We start from the raw sequence: 17,396 nt of genomic DNA, 5'->3' as shown, positions 1-17,396 counted from the left end.
TGGCGCGCATGGTCGGCACTCTTCTTTGGCTTAGTCACCTTGAAGCGTGCCCCATGCGCGCACTTTCTTCCACATCCTGGCACACCAAGTGCTTGATCTTGCAGGAAGAAATGTGGGGATACATCAGGGTCAGGTTAACTTATCAATCGACGGTGCTCGGCTTGAGTGGCCGATGCGCGGGCCTGACGCCCGCAAAGCGGCGGGTCTTGGCTTCGACCATCGCGCGGAAGGCGTCGTGGCCCAGGGCTCGCTGCTGCTGTAGATGAAGGCGGATGCTGGCGAGCAGTTCGTCGGGTAGGCCTTCATCGAGCATGGTGCGGTAGGCGTTGGATCGCTCGATCAGGTCGTTGCCAAGCGCAAGCCAGCAGGGATGTGGTGTCAGTACAGAAGGCCCGCGCTGGTCCAGATTGGCTGGGCAACTGGAAGTGCGATACGCCGACGGGTCGTCGGTCAGCCGAGCACGCACCGGGTTGAGTTCAATGTGGCGATAGCAGCGCAGAACTTAGTAAGCACTACCTGTCCCTTGCCCGCGGTCACCTTAAGCCCTTTCGGGCACGCGCTCGGAGCACTCTTGGTGCACCGAGCAAGGACAATGACAGTAAGGACAGTAGGGCCTGCTTGATAAGTGCAGAAGCGTCGCCAGAAGAGAATTTGAAGGATCCTTTAGAGTATTCAAGTCGTTAGCGCTATAAGATTAATTATTAACTTGTGTAAACTTTTTATAATATCTCGCTTGATGGCCTAAAATAAATATCTTGGCTGCGGTTGTGTCTGCTAGGATGCTCAGGCAGGCACGGAGCCTGCTCTTCCAATAATGGAGTTAATTATGAAGGCGATGCATAAGGTGGTTTTGGGCCTTGCACTTGTGGCTGGGGCGTTAGGGAGTGGAAGTCTCTATGCTAAGGAAACTGGTAACCTCGGTAACGCGAGTTCCTTAGTAACAACAACGCGTGTTTATGAGGCTAGCGGCGATCTGGGCCGAATTTTAGCGTGGATTAAACAGGCTTCTCCTGGCTATACGCCAGTTATGCCACTCCGCAAAGTGACCATTGCTCGTACCGTCAAGTCGTCTGGTTTGGTCACCGGGCAGGCCTTGGGCGATCCGCCTGTCGATCTACCGTCAAGTGGCATTCCCGGAGAGAAGCGGACGTATCGAAACGATTATCCACAAGGTTCCTTTGAGAGCTGGACATACGAATGGGTCGGTGGAACCAATGTCAGTGGCTGGGTTCTGCGTGAATATCATTTTTTCAGCAACGGCAAAGATGAGTATCCCCCGACTCAACCGTTTTAATTCTAGAGTCATATAAGCATCACCGCTAGGACGCCCGCCCTAATTTGGGGTGGGCGTTTTCATTTGTCTCTCTATGGATAACGAGATCGCGTTAACTTATCAGTCGATGGCGCTCGGCTTGCGTGGCCGATGAGCGGGCCTGACGCCGGCAAAGCGGTGGGTCTTGGTTTCGACCATTGCGCGGAAGGCGTCGTGGCCCAGGGCTCGCTGCTGCTGTAGATGAAGACGAATGCTGGTAAGCAGTTCGTCGGAGAGGGCTTCATCGAGCAGAGCACGGTAGGCGTTGGATCGCTCGATCGGGTCGCTGCCAAGCGCAAGCCAACAGGGATGTGGTGTCAGTGCGGAGTGCTTGCGCTGGCCTAGATTGGCTGGGCAGCTGGACCAACGATACGCTGCCGGGTTGTCTGTCAGGCGAGCACGCACGGGATTGAGCTCAATGTAGCGATAGCAGCGAAGGACGTAGTCCGCACTGTCCACGAGGCAGGCCTTGTACCGCCCTTCCCATAGCGTACCAGTGCGCCCGTGGCGACCATTGAACAATGCGACGTAGTTTCGTCCAAGCCGCTGCATCAGTTGCCCGATTCGTCCCGCCGCAGGTGGCGTGACTAGCAAGTGCACATGGTTGTCCATCAAGACGTAAGCGTGCAGCTGACAGCCTGTGGCGTGCAGGGCCTCATGTATCAGGTGCAGATAGCGCAATCGATCGCCATCATCCAGAAAGCAGGGCAAGCGGTTGTTCCCGCGTTGCACGATGTGCTGCGGGATACCGGGAAGGTCGATACGCGGAAGTCTGACCACCCGGCAAGAGTCGCAGAAAGGTATTGGTGCTTACAGCGAGGACACCCTCCCAAAGGGTAAGGCTGCAGCCTGAATTTGCGTAGGAAGTAACCTGGCCACTGTCAGCGGTGTATAAGTAAGCAGAGCCATAGACGCGCGGCTTGCTAGTTCTGTTTAAAGTGAAGGGGTACACATGCAACGATACGGGCAACTACTGCTATGTGTTCTGGTCTGCTCAGGCATCTCGCTGCTGACAAGTTGCCAGGCACAGACAACCCAGGCGCAGGACGTGCCAACGCGCGTTGCGGCTGATGGGCAGGTTCCCATCGTACGACCGCTGCAGTTGGCGGCGATGACCAGTCCGATGGTGGTCGAATTCAACGTGCAGCCTCCTGGCAAGAGCGCGACTGGCACACTGTTCCTGGGTATCCGCGTCGGTGACGAGGATGCCCTGAAGTCACTTGAAGCTGCTCAAGCGCTCCGCAGATCTGGCTTGCACGCTGAGCTTGTTCTGAAACGGCTTGACCCAAGCGGTGAAGTCAACATTCCTTTGGCGCGTGTTGAATCGCAGCCAGGCGTTCCCGCCCGGACCATCGCTGTGAGTGCAGACGGGCGTGTTCCAGGCGTGTGGCTGGACGAGGTGGATGGCGCGTCCCTTCAATCTGCGGGTCTGGAATCTCCAGGGCGTCGCTACACGCAGCTTGCCTTCGCATGGGCGCAAGGAATTCAGCCTGGCAAGTATCAGTTGAGCATCAGGCTGCTTGGCCAGCCGCCGCAGTTGGCATCGATCCAATCCGAGTTGCTGGTCGCTTACCGGTACAAATCAAAGTAGGAAAACCTCATGGACGATAAATACGCTGTCACCCTCTACGTTGCCACGCCGGGGACACCGCTTCTTGACGGTGGAACATCGGCGGCAGGGCACATGTATTACACAGTCACGCACGGGAAGGAACAAACCAGCTTCGGGTTTGCGCCCATCGAACACGGCGTGATTTCAGGGCCTGGAAAGGTCTACAACAATGACGCCGATCAATACCAAAAGCCTTTCTATCAACGCACGATGGAGATCAGCAAGGATCAGTACGAAAAATTGATGGAGTTTGGTGCAAAGCCCGGCGAACACGGCTTCAATACGCAGTATCACGGCGCAATGAACAGTTGCATCGATTACACATGGGGCGCGGTCAATTACGCCGGTCTGCATCGTACCGACCTGAAGTTTATACAGGATAAGGACTTCGAGGGTGGCCTGAAACCGCTCAGCAACGTTGAGTACATCCGTAGTATCAAAGCTCCTGTCCCAAACAGCGAATTGAACACTGAGCAATACAACCCGATGCCGGAGCGGACACTCCTGCAGCGCGTGATCAGTGACGCGCAGTTGCCAGACAAGGATCGTGAGATGCTCAACACGATTCGGGAACAGGTTGCAGGCATCGATCAACAACATGGTAGGACCTACGACGCCACTAGCGAGAAGATTTCCGTTAGCTTGCTGGCAACCGCGAAGGAGGCCGGGCTGAGCCGCGTAGAGCACGTGGTGCTCGGGAACACTCCCGGTGATGGGGCAGGCCAGCGCCTATTTGTAGTGCAAGGCGAGTTGGATAACCCTGCTCACCTCAGAGCGTCGATAAAAGCCGAAGAAGCAGCAAAAACACCTGTCGAGCAGTCATTCGCAAAGGTCGAGCAAATCTCTAACACCCAACAAGAACGTGCGTTGGCAGCACAGCAGGAACCCGCACTTGAGCAAAGTCGGGCACCGATGCAGATAGGTTGAGCGCCGTTCGTTTGGCTGGGACGGGTTGTCGTTTGGCGAGAAAATAGCTGGGGTCAGGGGTCGATACCTCAGGGTCAGGTTAACTTATCAGTCGATCGCGCTCGGCTTGCGTGGCCGATGCGCGGGCCTGACGCCCGCAAAGCGGTGGGTCTTGGCATCGACCATCGCGCGGAAGGCGTCGTGGCCCAGGGCTCGCTGCTGCTGTAGATGAAGGCGGAGGCTGGCGAGCAGTTCGTCGGGTAGGGCTTCATCGAGCGGAGAGCGGTAGGCGTTGCATCGCTCAGTCGGGTCGTTGCCAAGCGCAAGCCAGCAGGGATGTGGCGTCAACGCGGAGTGCCCGCGCTGGCCTAGATTGGCCGGACAGCTGGACCAACGATACGACGCCGGATCATCGGTCAGGCTAGCGCGCACTGGGTTGAGCTCGATGTAGCGATAGCAGCGAAGCACGTAGTCAGCACTGTCCACGAGGCAGGCTTTGTAGCGTCCCTCCCATAGCGTACCGGTGCGCCCGTGGCGGCCATTGAACAGCGCGACGTAGTTGCGCCCAAGCCGTTGCATCAATTGCCCGATCCGTCCCGCGGCAGGTGGCGCGACCAGCAAGTGGACATGGTTGTCCATCAATACATAGGCACGCAGCTTGCAGCCGTTGGCCTGTAGGGCCTCATGCAGCAGGTGCAGATAGCGCAATCGGTCGCCATCATCCAGAAAGCACGGCAAGCGGTTGTTCCCGCGCTGCACGATGTGCTGCGGGATACCGGCAAGTTCGATACGTGGAAGTCTGGCCATGGCACAAGACTCGCAGCCAGGCGTTGTTGCTGATATCGAGGAAACCTCAAAAAGCTGAGGCTGTAGCCTGAAATTTGCGTAGGAAGTGAACTTGCTCGCGTTTGCGACGTTTGCGACCGGAACTAAGGCGTAAACGTTTCTTCGGTGTCTAAGTAGACCACTAATACCTTTTCGCCCGCGTAGGGTACAGTGACTTTCTGTATCCACGGCTCGGCTGCTGGCATGACAGCTTTCGCCATGGCATCGCATTGATCACTTATGCCGCATCTTCGGATCGCAATGCGCAGAACGCCGCGGTCCTTGAAAAAATTAACGCCAGGAGAATAAAAAAGGCTTTCTGCCGGTATGTGGTAGGTAATTTGTAGTGAGTTGGATCCTAATCTTTCAACTATGACCGGCTGCACATCCTTCTCCTTGTAGTCAGAGTGCATGCTTCCTTCTGCACAAACACTCGAGGCTGCTAGCGCGAGTGATCCCACGCCAAGGATGAGCCAAAATTTTATTCTGATGTTCATGCTTAATGATGAGGTTTGCGAAGCAAGGCGCGTCTGCTATCTCGACACGCTCGAAGGAGGATGGGGCGATCCTAGGTTGTAGAGATATGGCGGGACTAAACACTCATGCGCGGGGCCTGCTGTGCATCTTGCTGCTGACTTCGTACCAACTCCTGTTGTCGTGTCTGCGTCTGTTCCTGAGCAATGGCTTGGTTGGCAGCCTGCAGCTTTGCGTCCGACTGTTCCAAGGGCATATTGATTGCCTGGTCGATGGAGACCGCGGCGCGCTTGTGTGTTGGATCATTGATCTGCCCCTCTATCGCAACAAGATTTCCGTTCTTGCCCATCAGTACATGATCGACGCGTTGCATTGCATTGGCGGCGAGCGAGGTATTGCCGGCGTCTGGATAGCGCTCGCGATTGTCCTTGCATGCCGCCAGCAGGCAGCGGCTGACACGCTCGCTCATCTCGTCGTAGGGCTTACCCACGCTCTCATCGATCTTGGCGACGCCTTCGCGGATCTGCTTCAACATGGCGTGATCGGGATGATCCGGATCTTGCGGGCCCGAGGCTTGAGGCCGTGCGGAGGCGCTATGGCCGCGTACATCTGTGTCTTCCTGAGTTTTCTTTGAAGAGGTGTCTGCGTTGTCGTGGCTTTGCGTCCGCGGGGCAGTGACATGGACCGTCTCTAGCGTTTTGATCGGTTCGGCAGTGACCTGTGCCACCGGCTGTGCAGCCGCACGCTGTGTGCCCAGTGTCTGGGCTGCGTAGGTTCCATCAAGCTCTTGCTTTAAATTTCCCTTGGCGTGGCTGTCCCAGAGCATACCGTCATGGGTCCACTGACCATCTTTGCCACGTTCGTAGAGGTCGCCGTCTGAGCCGACGATCCGGCCGGGATGCTTTAGTGCATCATGGACTGCGGCGGGCATGTAGGCGTGACGCTCCCAGCCATTCTGCTCGTAGGTCTCCTTGTAGTGTGCGGCCATCGCTGCTGGCGTGTGCATCGCGTTCTGCTTGATGATTTGCTGCGAAGCTTCATCGAGTTGCGCCGCACGCTGAGGGCTCGCCGTTTCGGTGTGTGTGCTCATGGTGCGATCGATCAGGCCATCGGCTACCTTGCGCGTCCACTGCTGCGTATTCGCGTTGTGCATCCACGGTGACTCGCGCAGGCTGCGCGTGTCGTGCTCGTTGGCGGGTTGGGTGTAGGGATCTTTATTCTGCGGCGGTGAGCCGAGTGCCAGCTCGATAGACGTACGAGATGCTTTGAAGGTGAGTAAGTCCGCGACTTCCGGCGTGGCGACTTCGGTCCGCGTCTTGTAGAGCGGCACACCGGCTTCGCCGAAGGCGACTGCAGCGGGATCGACCTCACCAGTGCTGACGTCACGCGCCCACCGTTCTCCGGCTTGGTGATTCTCAAGGCGCCACGTATTGCCTTGCGCATCTTGTTGGTGGGAAATGCGATGATCATTGATCACATCGGCCAGCTTGTCGCCGCCCACCGCGCCAACGATGCCGCCAACCGCACCTGTGACAAGCAAGCCCGGGCCAGACTCCACACCGAGCGCTGCGCCTACGCTACTGCCAAGCACCGCCCCGCCAAATGTGCCCAGATTTCGTGTGGCATAACGAGTGACCTCTGCATCGGCCGCAGTGCTGTTGCCCTGCGCGTCCAGCCGCTGGGTGTTTCTTGCCGTACCGCCCAGGTCGTAGACCGCTGCCGCTGCGCCTACGACACCCAGCCCACGGACTGTGCCGGGAGAGAGCCTGCGTGACGCTGCTGCTTCTGCGGTAAGCGCTGTTTCTGCAATGCTCGCGGCTGGCACATCAAGCCCGGTCGGCGCGCGGACCATGCCCGATGCAGTGAGTTCTGCGGAGGGCTTGAAGTGTGTTTGCTTCAATTCAAAGCTTTCTGCGAATTCCCGGGAGAAAGTGACATCCTTGATGTCTGTTCCGATGCTCTCAGGCGTAACAAAGATGCCTTTGGGCACAGCCTGGATAAAATGCGTTTGCACCTCCGGCAGCACAGCGCCTGCGCCACCCTGTGCGTACAGCGCCTGCAACTTGGGAATGGGTTCTCCGCCTAGCGAAGTGACATTAGGGTTATTCAGCACGGCCGGTACTTCGACCTGTCCAAAGACGCGCTCGAGGTTGGCAGCAGAAGCAACGACTTTGATATCGCCACGCAACGAACTCGCGAACTCGTGGGATGCTTCACCCCATAGGCACCTTGACAGTGATGTCGGGTTCTGCGATGTGACGTCAGGATCTCCGTATAAAAATGAGCTTGCAGAGTTCTTCGCTACTGTCGCATCCTGGCCCAGATCTTCAAATATATCTTGGGTTTTATCTTTGATTGCAGTAAGGACTTGTCTGTCAGACAGAAATTGCGCGCGTGGTGTGTCATTTATTACGGGAAGTCCGGTATTTTTGGATAATTCAACAGCTGCGATTTCAGAGGAAACTTCGCCAATTTTCCTGCTGTAGAGGATTCCGCCTTCGCTTTCTGCTGTGGCAGCGTATTTTCTAGCAATGCTTGCTATTTCTTCCAGGCTATTGGATTGCTTAATCAGTTCCACATCGGTTTTATAGCCACTCATTGCTGAGTCCTAACGAAGCAGCCGAATCCACTAGGGCCCAATCTTGCTCGAAAATAACCTTGCCGGTAAAGAATGACTTCTTTGACTCCCTCAGCACGGACGGCCTGTATTCGAACTGCAAACCTGCCGCTATTAGCCTGTTGACCAAAAGCTTGACCGTTTCTAGCTGGTCGAGTGTGAACGCCCTGGTTGAAAAAGAGGGGAGCGGCATGCCAACCTGTAACTCATCTAGATATCCAAAGCTAATGATGTGAATGTTGAAGTGGACTTTATCCTCCAGCCACTTCTGGTCCAGCTCTCCAAAAACCTCAGCCTGATCAATCTCTACTGAGAATGTTTCATGGCCTAGCTCATCAAATCCACGGATTCCTCCAGAAAAACGTGCCCGACCCTCGGGGAAATCTACCCATTCAAATGTCGATGACATATCAAATCCTTTCTCGTTAGGTCGTAGGTGATGCGGCTTGTCGAAGGAATCAATAGGTAATTTTCGTTTTGCTGCACCGGTGCCAAGGGCAAGCCACGAAGGGTGCGGTGTCGGTACGACATGGTCGCTCATTATTGCACCACAAGTGGCATGTCGTGCTTGGCGGCCGCTTACTTGCTAGAGGCGCTATCTTGCCGGTTCGCCTCAGCCAATAATTGCTCGTACGACTGCACGCGTATACGTAGGCGAATGAGATGCCATGACATCGCAAAGGCAAACAAAAGCGTGAAGGCCAGCACGCCCTGGATCAGGGTGATCTTGCTCAATACTGTCCAATCTCCTATGCGCCAGTCTTTCAGCTGCAGATACAGGGCAAGCAGGACGGGCATGAACCCAAGCTTCTCCATCCCTCCGGTGAACAGCCCGAGCCGATCGTGCATGTTGGTGCGACGGTCGCGGATGAAGGCCTCGCGCCGCCGCCGTTGTTCTAGCGGAAACCTTCGAAGCGAAGCAACGATGGATTGATATTGGTGAAACTCTCGCTCTATTTGATCTGCGTGGTCGGCATAGGGGCGGCGGAAGCTCGGCCACTCGCGTTTGAACGAGAGTACGCCGTAGACGAGGAAACCTGTCAACTCAACCGCGAGGCCAGCCGCGGCTAAGTAAACACCGGTCCTACCATCTAGCAGAATGCCAGCCAGGATCCCGACGCCGGCACCGATCAGGCCAATCGCTAAGCTCCAGCGCTCCACTGGACCGGCACGGCTCTGTTCGGTCACTTGTGTGTACTGAGCGATTGCCACCGATAGCGATGGAAAGCTCGGGTCTGCAAGCGCGATAGCGTCTGCATCAACGCCGACGCTGCGTTCCGCTGCTGCTTCATCCACTGAACTCATCAAGCCTCCCTCGGCGATTGCGCGTGCAACATCCGTTTGTGATGGTCAGTATTCCTCAGCTGCCGACAGCGCGCCAGCGCGTTGCTCAAACGCGTCAAGTCTCTTCCTCGGTTGCTATTGACACGCCACACCTTGCACTCGCAATCTAAGCCTAAGGAGCGTCGAAACTCCTCAGACAGCGGTACCCACCTCCGTCAAACCGGTGGGTTTTTTGTGCCTGCACTTCGCAGGTGCAACCGACGCGATGCTGCGTCGGGAGGGTGGCTAATACAACACCCTTCGGGGAAATACGCCCGCCGGCTGTCTGCGGTTTCGAACCTCCCGACATCCCGTCGCCGTTGGCGGCGGTTCTTGGGTTGTTCCAGGAGGGCGTTGCCATGTCTACCGCACCATCCACGCCGGCCCCGGCCCCGGCGCCGGGTTATCTGTTGCCAGCCTCCGCACACGGCCTGCTGTGGGACGTGGGCGAGGTGCTGCGCCGGCTGGCCGCACGCGCGGCTATTGAGCAGGCCAGCGACGATCCCGCGCAGCAATTGCTCAGCCAACCCGGTGTGTTGTCGCAGGCCTTGCATAGCCTTTCTGCACGCATCGACGTGGCATTGCAGCAGTGCGTCGCCGCACCCAGCACTCCCAGCCACCAACCGGAGGCGCCATGACACGCCGCCGCCCACCCAACGCATCTGCCAGCACGCGGTCCACCCGCACGCGTGCGCGCCCCACGCCTCCCAAACGGGTGCAGTGGGTCGTTGTGGAACCCGACCGCACCAGGCTGCCACCGATGCTACCGCCCGAGCCGGACGCCTTGCTGCAAGGCCCCGGCACGCTGCACGCACCTCGCCGCGCCCGCCGCCCGCGCCAATGCACCGTCAGCTACACCCATTACCCCGGCGCCCACGACCACGGCGGCGACCAGCACGTGCCCCACGTCCGCCTCAGCGGCCTATGGCTGGAACAACTGGGCTTTGCCATCGGCACCAAGCTGCGCATCACCGCCAGCGAAGGGCAACTTCTGATGGAGGTGTTGCCGCCGGTGGAGGCGCCGGCCAAGCCGCGGTGCTAGATGTTGCCCGACGTAAGTGCTGCCATTGACGCTTTGAACCCAAGAGTGACCGGGCGTGGTGACTACCTCGAAATGGGGCGAGACAAAGCCTTGGAAGGCGCTGACGTTGTGAATTCCTTGCGCAATGCGCGTCGAGATAGTCCGCTTGCATCGGCTTGGACCAGTGTGGTCGCCAACCCGTTGGTGGACCCAACAACACTTGGTGCGGCGCACACAGCTCCCAACCTGGCGCATGAATATCCAACGGTGAAAAACCTGTTCTTGCACTACAACCGCGCAGAGGAATTTGTCGGTGCTCTGGACCGTGGCGGCACCTATCAGAACGCTTCAACAGACCGGGCGGACTCCACGCGTTTCAATGGTGCTGGCTTCTATGCTGCAGGCAATGATCTGGTGAACTGGGACAAGACAGGCCAAGGTCACGCATTTCTGGGCGGTGCTTGGAGTGGCGTTGAACGGGCAAATCTTGCTCGTACGCGAAATGGTGATGGCACCACGGACCTTACAGTTAACGAGAATGGTCAGCAGCGCAAGTTGCTTCATGTCGACCCGCATGCTGCTCCACTGCGCGGGACCGAGCAACCAGCCCAACCAGCACCTCCTGATCAGCGGCCTGTGCCGCCCAGGCAGGGTGCTGTGTCGCCACTACAAGACCCACTTCATCGCCAAGCTGAAGACGCTGTGCGTCGCCTCGAGCAAGGACTCGGCCGCGACTATGACGCCAACAGTGCGCGCTTGGCAGCAAGTAGCGCGCATCTGGCCAAGGAGCACGGGCTGTCGCGGATCGATCACGTTGGGCTGAGCGAGAAGACCAAGTCCGTGCAGCAGGGCGAGAATGTCTTCGTTGTCGAAGGTGCGCTGAGCGACCCAGCACACAAGATGGCGCACATGAAGACGAACGATGCGATCGCGCAGCCTGTCGAGCAATCATTGGCGCAATTGCAGGCCTTGGGTGAAACGCAGCGCCAACAGCAGTCACAGCAACAGCGCGAGCAGTCGATCACACCTCAGCACCGGATGGTGTGAGGCCTGGTGCAATTTTTTTGGCTATTACACAGTCCGTCGAAGTCACGCTGTAGGAGTGGATGAGGTGTGCCGGCTGGTCGCTCAGGTACAACATCGCTTCACCGAAGGAAAGGCCCCGCTTGATGCCATTCGCTATCTTCCGTGCTCACGTTTCGGCATTGGTCGCAGGGTGCGTTGCCACATTTGCCGGATGCACCATGACCGAGCCGCCGATCTCAAAAGAACAGTTCTCAGAGCATGTTGTGACGCTGCTGGCCGGCAAGGACTCGGCTGTGGTTGAAGCAGGCAAGTTGACCGATTTCTCTTGGAAGACGCTGTGTTTCGAGCGCGATGACAGCCTGCTGCTGAAGTTCGACCGCGGCAGGGAAACATCCGTGCTGCCACTGCCTTACGATGAGTTCTTCGTGGATGAGGCACATGTGGCGAACTCGCTGGAGGATAGTTGTGTTAGGCCATCCGATCACGTCTTGATCAAGAAGAAATATCCGGGTTACCAGGGGCCTGTCGAGTTTCAAAAGGCCGTGCAGGGAGGCTAAGGCATGGTCGATATCAACAGGCTGAAGGTGCCACGTGTGAGATTGAGCTGGAAGCGTATTGGCGCGTCCAATAGCTAGGCGGTCCGGTGGCGGTGGTGATTGATGGCGTGATGAGCATGTGAGGTGGTAAGCGCTTCGGCTGCGCACCGCACGGCTTGGTGGTACCTCAAATTCTGGCTCACGGCGCCTCGACTCCCCATTTCCGATCATTGCGGTCATGAATAGTGGTAGCCAGATCACGGCGCGAGCCGTCAGCGTTGCGCGCGGCAGCACGGGGCGTGCGAGCAGCACTGTCGTTGTGGAGCTGTCGGGCACTCCCGATCCGCGTTGGCAGGCGTGCTTTCAGTTTGTCGTGCAGGGCCGCGATGGCTTCTTCATGGAAACCAGGCCGGTCTTCGAGCGCGGCAGTTTCGAAGGCGTTGTTGCCGCCGACGATCTCGAGGCGTTTCGGCAGCAGCTCAACGATGTCATCGCGGCGGCCAACGTGCTTGCACGTGCGCAGGCGAACAAGGATGCGCCGTCTTCGCGTCGCTGAGCACCGCGATCGCATCGCGATGCGGTGCCCCGGCAGACAGCTGAAGCATCACCAATCGGTCGGCGCGTAATCCTTCAGGAACTGGCCCCACACGTGCTCGCCGGTGTTGAAGCCGTGGATGATCGGGTCGACGATGCGCGCGGCGCCGTCGACGATGTCCAGCGGCGGGTGGAAGCGTTCCTGCTGGACCTTGAGCGCGGCAATGTCGGCCGGATCTTCGTCGGTGACCCAGCCGGTGTCGACGCTGTTCATGTGGATGCCGTCGTTCTGATAATCGGCCGCCGAGGTGCGCGTCATCATGTTCAACGCAGCCTTGGCCATGTTGGTATGCGGGTGGCGGGTGGTCTTGAAGTTGCGATAGAACTGGCCCTCCATCGCCGAGACGTTGACGATGTGCTTGTCGCGCTCGGGCGTGCGCAGCATCAGTGGCTTGAGCCGCGCGTTGATGATGAAGGGCGCAATGGCATTGACCAGCTGCGTCTCCAGCAATTCCACCGACGGCACTTCGGCCATCAGCAGGCGCCAGGAGTTGCGCCCGCGCAGATCGACCTGCTGCAGGTCCTGGTCCAGCCGGCCTTCCGGGAACAGGTGTTCCTGGCCCACCAGCTCGTCGTCCAGCAGTGCAATCTGCGACAGCTCGGCGGCGCGGGTGAGGCCATCTGCATCATCGAGGCCGCGCCCATGCACGGCCGGCAGCGCGGTGGCCGTTGCTTCGCGCAGCAATTCGGGCGTGCGCAGGCCTTCGTAGTGACCGACGAGTTTTTGCACCGTCTCCGGCAGGTCGCGCAGTGCAGCGGTCTCGCCCGCCATCATGTGTGCGTAGAACTGCGGCGGGCGGCGCACCGTCTGGCAGGCGTTGTTGATGATGAAATCCAGCCGCTCGCGGGTGGCCAGCAACTGGCTGCAGAAGGCTTCCACGCTGGGTGTGTGGCGCAGATCCAGGCCGAAGACCTGCAGGCGGTGGCCCCACTGCGCAAAATCAGGTTCTTGCGCATAACGCGCGGCCGAATCGCGCGGGAAGCGCGTGGTGACGATCAATTCCGCACCGGCACGCAGCAGCTTCAATCCTGCCTGATAGCCGATCTTCACCCGCCCGCCGGTGAGCAGCGCCACGCGCCCGCGCAGGTCGGCGGTTTCGGTGCGCTTGAAGAAATTGAGCTCGGCGCAGGCCGGGCACATCTGGTCGTAGAAGTGATGCAGTTGGGTGAACTTCTGCTTGCACACATAGCAGTGCCGCAGCTCCGGCGAATGCAGCTGCTCCGGTGCCGCGGCGGCGTTCTCGCCGTTGTGCGCATCGTGCAAGCCGGCCGCATGCGGCGGGAAGAAATTCGGCGTGCTGAACACCGGCTTGCGCCGCAGTGCGCGGATGCCGCGTTGTTCCAGCAGCGCTTCGGCCTTGCGCACCTTTTCCTGATGGCGCTCGCGTTCGCGCTGCTTGAGCAGCTGCCGCCGCGCCTTGGGCTCGGGGTGGTAGACCTTGGCGACCACCTGATGCAGGCGCACGCGGTCGGCCTCGGGCAAGGTGTCGAGCACGCTGCGGTCGGCTTCGATGGCCTCCAGCAGATCCAGCGCCGCGCGCAGGCGGTCGGTCAGGGGTAGGTCGTCGGTGGGCAAGGGTGGGGCGTTGGTGTTCAAGGCAGATCCGGAGTGGGCGGCTGGCAGCGCAGGCAACGGTGGCCGGCATCCAGCGGGAGAAAGCGGGACGGCTGAGCGGGCTGGCAGGCTGCCGCAGCGCATCACCGCTGGCCGGGAAGTCGGCAGGCGCACATTTTCGCCGATTGTGGGTGGCCGGCGCCAACATGGAAGCCGAGAGGGCGCCCAGGCGGCTGCCGCGCCGCCGGTCAGCGATGTGGGCGACCCATCTGCGGCATTGGCTGCCGGGAAAGTTGCCGGGCCAGGCGCTGGGATGCGATTTCCCGCATGTTTGGGTAATTTGCCGCCACACCGGAGCGGGTTGGCGCCCGGGCATTCAAGGGGACATCGATGAAGACGTCCATGCTGGCCTTCGGGCTGGCCGGCTTGCCGTGTGCCTGCACCGTTGTGTCGCCCCATCCGGGCCTGCAGGCCGTGTTGGTGGACAAGCCGATGTTCTTCGGCAGGGGCGGTATCCGCCTGGACGATGTACGCGACCCCGGCCGGACTTACACCCGGGTGACCACCTCGGCCACGTATGTGGATGTGACGCCGCAAACCGTGCAGGTGGCGTTCGACGACTTTTCCTCCAGCGACAACATCCTGTTGGACTTCTCCACCCAGATCCAATACCGGATCACTGCGCCGGCGCTGCTGTCGCCGGGTTCGGGCAGGGTTGGTTCAAGAACAATGGGGCCAGCCAGTACGCGTCCATCGTGGGCGACCAAGTCAAGCGCAATGACATGACCAAGATGATGAGCGACCCGGACACTGCCAGCAAGATCGACGACTCGGTGACCCAGAACGTCAGTGCCCTGGTCAAACAGCAAGGCCTGCCGATTCAGATCCAGAACATCACCCTGGGGCGTGCACGCCCGAACCCGGATGTGTTGCAGCAGATGAACCTGACGGCTGCGCAGCAACAGCGCGTCAAGACGCTGGTGGAGGCCACCACGGCAGAACGGCAGCGCGAGCAGGAGCAGGTGGCCAAGGCCGATGCCGACAATGCGTACCGCAACCGCATGGGGCTGACGCCGGAGCAGTATCTGGCCAGCCAGATTGCCGAGCTCAACGCCGAGGCCTGCAAGAAGGCGCAGGCGTGCTGCATGGTGCCGTCCGGCACACCGGTAATCGCCAAATAGACGCGTGGTTTGCCTGCTGCGTGGTCCGCACCGGCGTGCCGCGTGTGCGTGCAATCTGCCGCTGCAATCGCGTATCGCATGCGCACGCGCCATCTCGCTGATCACGCAGCCTGCAACATCTGTGGGCTACGGTCGCCTTTGATTTTTAGCGGGAGAAAGCGGGATGGGTCTGCTGGTCGATGGCAAGTGGCAAGACAGTTGGTATGACACCTGCAAGAGCGAAGGGCGCTTCGAGCGTTCGCAGTCGCAGTTTCGCAACTGGGTGACGCGCGATGGCAGTGCGGGGCCGCACGGCGAGGGTGGCTTTCAGGCCGCTGCGGGCCGTTACCACCTGTATGTGTCGCTTGCCTGCCCGTGGGCGCACCGTGCGTTGATCTTCCGTCGCTTGAAAGGCCTGGAGTCGATGATCGACGTATCGGTCGTGCACTGGCTGATGGGCGAAAACGGCTGGACCTTCGCCGATGGGCCGGGCGTGGTGAGCGACACGGTGCATCACGCGCAGTATCTGTACGAGGTGTATCTCAAGGCCGACCCGCACTATTCGGGGCGCGTGACCGTGCCGGTGTTGTGGGACCGCGAACGGAAGACGGTGGTGAGCAACGAATCGGCAGATATCATTCGCATGTTCAATAGCGCCTTCGACGATGTTGGTGCTGCCGAAGGCGATTTTTATCCGGCGACGTTGCGCGAGCAGATCGATGCGCTCAATGCGCGTATCTATGACACCGTCAATAACGGCGTGTATAAGGCCGGGTTTGCCACCACGCAGAATGCGTACGAAGAGGCGGTAGTGCCGCTGTTCGAGACGTTGGATTGGCTGGAGGTGCGCCTGGGCAAGCAACGCTATCTCTGCGGCCACACGCTCACCGAAGCAGATTGGCGGCTGTTTACCACGCTGATCCGGTTCGATGCGGTCTATGTGGGTCACTTCAAGTGCAATCTGCGGCGAATTGCCGATTACCCGCAGCTATGGGGGTTCTTGCGCGAGCTCTACCAGATGCCCGGCATTGCGGAGACAGTGAATTTCCAGCATATCAAGGGCCACTACTACCAGAGTCACGGCACCATCAACCCGGCCGGTCTCGTGCCGATGGGGCCGCTGCTGGATCTGGACGCGCCACATGGGCGTGGTGGCTGAGCGACAGTGTCGACCTGCGTGCGCGACCCCGACGGGAACACGTTGTGGGCCCGCTATCGGCCAGCGTGGATCCTGCTGTTTGCCCTGTCTGTGACAGTGGCAAACCGCATCCTTGAATGACCCCCGCCATGCCGCCGACACCAGAAACGGATCAGTCACTCGCTCGACTGCTGATATGGCTTGCGGTTGATTTCGCCAGGTTGGTTGTGCCATTTGTCATTCCGTTGTTCCTGCCGCTCGCGCTTGTCTGGATGTATCTGGCGGCGGCAATGCTTGCCGTGTGGGGCGAGAACAAGTTGCGTGGCGCGGTGGATGCCACGTGGGTCTGATGGCTGGGGGCGTGTTTCGGCGTCAGCGTTGCGCTGGGGTTGCGGACAGGCACCGTGATCACCGGTAGCGTGGTCGCTGGCGCGTCGCTTATCGCGCTGCTACTTGCCGGTCGAGGCTGGGAAAAGGTCGCCGGTTTGAACGTCCCGCTTCATGACGCGGGCCCGACGCTCATGCGTATCCAGGGCGTTGAACGACCCACTGGTAGCGCGCGCACGGAGACGGCGCTCATGACGCCCGAAGGGGTGCCTTTACGCGTTGTCGGGTGCCATGAGCCGCGCAACAGTGCGCCGCTGCAATACGACTATCTGTTTGCGGACGGCAGCGTGGTCTTTGGCGCAGGCGCATCGATGGGCTACTCACCGGATGGCCGCTACTTTGTCTCGCCGATGCCGACCACCGGCACGTGGGGCTGCTGATTTACGACCGGCATGCGCGCGTCACTTATCGCTGCGACAAGGTGGAAACCTTCGTCGCCATCCACGCCGTCACGCAGACGCAGGTGCAAGGCTGAGGGAGCCGTGTCGAGAGGAACAACCGCATGCTGGTTGCCGACATCGACGACTTGATTGCGCATTCGATCGCAGAGCCCATGGTTGAGGTTGCAGATCTCCTACTTCCGCAGACTCGCGCCGATATGTGCTGAGTTTGCGGGACGTGGAGCCAACTGATGCACCCGCTGGCGCGCCTGCGCTCACGTTGGTGGCATCGCTTCCTGAGAACCTGTTCACAATCTTCTGAGTAACAGTGCCAAGAAGGCCAAATGGATGAACTGCAGGCTGGTGTTGAGTTTGCGCTCGCAGTTCTTCCATAGCCTTCGGTTCTTCTCCAGCCAAGCAAAACTACGCTCGACAATCCATCGCTTGGGCATGACCTTGAAGGTGTGCAATTCGCTGCGCTTGGCAATCTGCACCGTGAGCTGCTCGCCTAAAATCTCTCGCGCGCCGCT

20 protein-coding genes and 1 pseudogene are annotated in these 17,396 nt (G+C 59.4%); 12 read left to right on the top strand and 9 right to left on the bottom strand.

The features are described from left to right. Positions 1-142: 142 nt before the first annotated feature. On the bottom strand, positions 143-466 hold the full coding sequence (locus A7D16_RS23640; RefSeq protein WP_064634533.1) for a hypothetical protein: 324 nt from the start codon (positions 464-466) through the stop codon (positions 143-145). A 360-nt stretch (positions 467-826) separates the two neighbouring features. On the opposite strand from A7D16_RS23640, the gene A7D16_RS23255 reads away from it, so the two are divergent. Then, a complete protein-coding gene (locus tag A7D16_RS23255) occupies positions 827-1,294 on the top strand; it encodes a hypothetical protein (protein ID WP_153043185.1) in 468 nt (155 codons plus the stop codon). 99 nt (positions 1,295-1,393) lie between these two features. Here the strand turns inward: A7D16_RS23255 and A7D16_RS21900 are convergent, their stop codons facing one another. Next, positions 1,394-2,092 (bottom strand): transposase, encoded by a 699-nt coding sequence (locus tag A7D16_RS21900; protein ID WP_082925847.1) that lies wholly within the window; start codon positions 2,090-2,092, stop codon positions 1,394-1,396. 343 nt (positions 2,093-2,435) lie between these two features. Here A7D16_RS21900 and A7D16_RS17405 point away from each other — a divergent pair, with 343 nt between their 5' ends. Both A7D16_RS17405 and A7D16_RS17400 read left to right on the top strand, forming a co-directional pair. Further along, positions 2,436-2,903, top strand: a complete 468-nt coding sequence (locus A7D16_RS17405) for a hypothetical protein (RefSeq protein ID WP_239687034.1) — start codon at positions 2,436-2,438, stop codon at positions 2,901-2,903. A gap of 9 nt (positions 2,904-2,912) precedes the next feature. Then, on the top strand, positions 2,913-3,851 hold the full coding sequence (locus tag A7D16_RS17400) for an XVIPCD domain-containing protein (protein WP_082925846.1): 939 nt from the start codon (positions 2,913-2,915) through the stop codon (positions 3,849-3,851). An 87-nt stretch (positions 3,852-3,938) separates the two neighbouring features. Here the strand turns inward: A7D16_RS17400 and A7D16_RS17395 are convergent, their stop codons facing one another. The 5 genes from A7D16_RS17395 to A7D16_RS17380 form a co-directional block, all read right to left on the bottom strand. Beyond that, complete coding sequence (locus tag A7D16_RS17395; protein ID WP_064634531.1) at positions 3,939-4,637, bottom strand: transposase; 699 nt, start codon at positions 4,635-4,637, stop codon at positions 3,939-3,941. Between the two features lie 122 nt (positions 4,638-4,759). Next, positions 4,760-5,068, bottom strand: coding sequence for a hypothetical protein (locus A7D16_RS21895; protein WP_082925850.1), 309 nt, complete (start codon positions 5,066-5,068; stop codon positions 4,760-4,762). Between the two features lie 179 nt (positions 5,069-5,247). Beyond that, complete coding sequence (locus A7D16_RS24350) at positions 5,248-7,728, bottom strand: XVIPCD domain-containing protein (protein WP_330469452.1); 2,481 nt, start codon at positions 7,726-7,728, stop codon at positions 5,248-5,250. Next, on the bottom strand, positions 7,715-8,287 hold the full coding sequence (locus A7D16_RS17385; RefSeq protein ID WP_153043184.1) for a hypothetical protein: 573 nt from the start codon (positions 8,285-8,287) through the stop codon (positions 7,715-7,717). Before A7D16_RS17385 ends, A7D16_RS24350 begins: the two co-directional genes overlap by 14 nt. 38 nt (positions 8,288-8,325) lie before the next feature. Beyond that, the gene (locus A7D16_RS17380; protein WP_064634528.1) at positions 8,326-9,051 is read right to left on the bottom strand and encodes a hypothetical protein; all 726 of its coding nucleotides are present in this window, start codon (positions 9,049-9,051) and stop codon (positions 8,326-8,328) included. 377 nt (positions 9,052-9,428) lie between these two features. Here A7D16_RS17380 and A7D16_RS17375 point away from each other — a divergent pair, with 377 nt between their 5' ends. From A7D16_RS17375 to A7D16_RS17355, 5 genes are all read left to right on the top strand, one after another. Continuing rightward, on the top strand, positions 9,429-9,707 hold the full coding sequence (locus A7D16_RS17375) for an XAC0095 family protein (protein ID WP_064634527.1): 279 nt from the start codon (positions 9,429-9,431) through the stop codon (positions 9,705-9,707). Then, the gene (locus A7D16_RS17370; RefSeq protein WP_064634526.1) at positions 9,704-10,111 is read left to right on the top strand and encodes a SymE family type I addiction module toxin; all 408 of its coding nucleotides are present in this window, start codon (positions 9,704-9,706) and stop codon (positions 10,109-10,111) included. The genes A7D16_RS17375 and A7D16_RS17370 overlap by 4 nt, the downstream gene beginning before the upstream one ends. After that, complete coding sequence (locus tag A7D16_RS24165) at positions 10,112-11,137, top strand: XVIPCD domain-containing protein (protein ID WP_239687033.1); 1,026 nt, start codon at positions 10,112-10,114, stop codon at positions 11,135-11,137. It begins immediately after the preceding gene. Between the two features lie 197 nt (positions 11,138-11,334). Then, positions 11,335-11,673 carry a hypothetical protein gene (locus A7D16_RS17360; RefSeq protein WP_082925845.1) on the top strand — a complete coding sequence of 113 codons (339 nt, stop codon included), beginning with the start codon at positions 11,335-11,337 and terminating at the stop codon, positions 11,671-11,673. 217 nt (positions 11,674-11,890) lie between these two features. Continuing rightward, positions 11,891-12,208: a hypothetical protein gene (locus A7D16_RS17355; protein WP_064634523.1), complete on the top strand. Its 318-nt coding sequence runs from the start codon at positions 11,891-11,893 to the stop codon at positions 12,206-12,208. Between the two features lie 48 nt (positions 12,209-12,256). On the opposite strand, the gene A7D16_RS17350 is transcribed toward A7D16_RS17355, so the two are convergent. After that, complete coding sequence (locus tag A7D16_RS17350) at positions 12,257-13,843, bottom strand: SDR family NAD(P)-dependent oxidoreductase (RefSeq protein ID WP_064634522.1); 1,587 nt, start codon at positions 13,841-13,843, stop codon at positions 12,257-12,259. Between the two features lie 360 nt (positions 13,844-14,203). Between A7D16_RS17350 and A7D16_RS17345 the strand changes: the two are divergent. From A7D16_RS17345 to A7D16_RS17330, 4 genes and pseudogenes are all read left to right on the top strand, one after another. Continuing rightward, positions 14,204-14,982: pseudogene (locus tag A7D16_RS17345) on the top strand (SPFH domain-containing protein). Between the two features lie 163 nt (positions 14,983-15,145). Further along, a complete protein-coding gene (locus A7D16_RS17340; RefSeq protein WP_064634521.1) occupies positions 15,146-16,120 on the top strand; it encodes a glutathione S-transferase family protein in 975 nt (324 codons plus the stop codon). Positions 16,121-16,236: 116 nt separating this feature from the next. Continuing rightward, positions 16,237-16,449 (top strand): hypothetical protein, encoded by a 213-nt coding sequence (locus A7D16_RS17335; protein WP_064634520.1) that lies wholly within the window; start codon positions 16,237-16,239, stop codon positions 16,447-16,449. 54 nt (positions 16,450-16,503) lie between these two features. Next, positions 16,504-16,866, top strand: a complete 363-nt coding sequence (locus tag A7D16_RS17330) for a hypothetical protein (RefSeq protein WP_153043183.1) — start codon at positions 16,504-16,506, stop codon at positions 16,864-16,866. A gap of 308 nt (positions 16,867-17,174) precedes the next feature. Here A7D16_RS17330 and A7D16_RS17325 read toward each other — a convergent pair. Next, a partial coding sequence (locus tag A7D16_RS17325; protein WP_153043136.1) for a transposase occupies positions 17,175-17,396 on the bottom strand: 222 nt, incomplete at its 5' end.

Origin of the sequence: Xanthomonas nasturtii, from assembly GCF_001660815.1 — a bacterium.
GTDB lineage: Bacteria > Pseudomonadota > Gammaproteobacteria > Xanthomonadales > Xanthomonadaceae > Xanthomonas > Xanthomonas nasturtii.
This window is presented reverse-complemented; position numbering and strand designations above follow the sequence as displayed.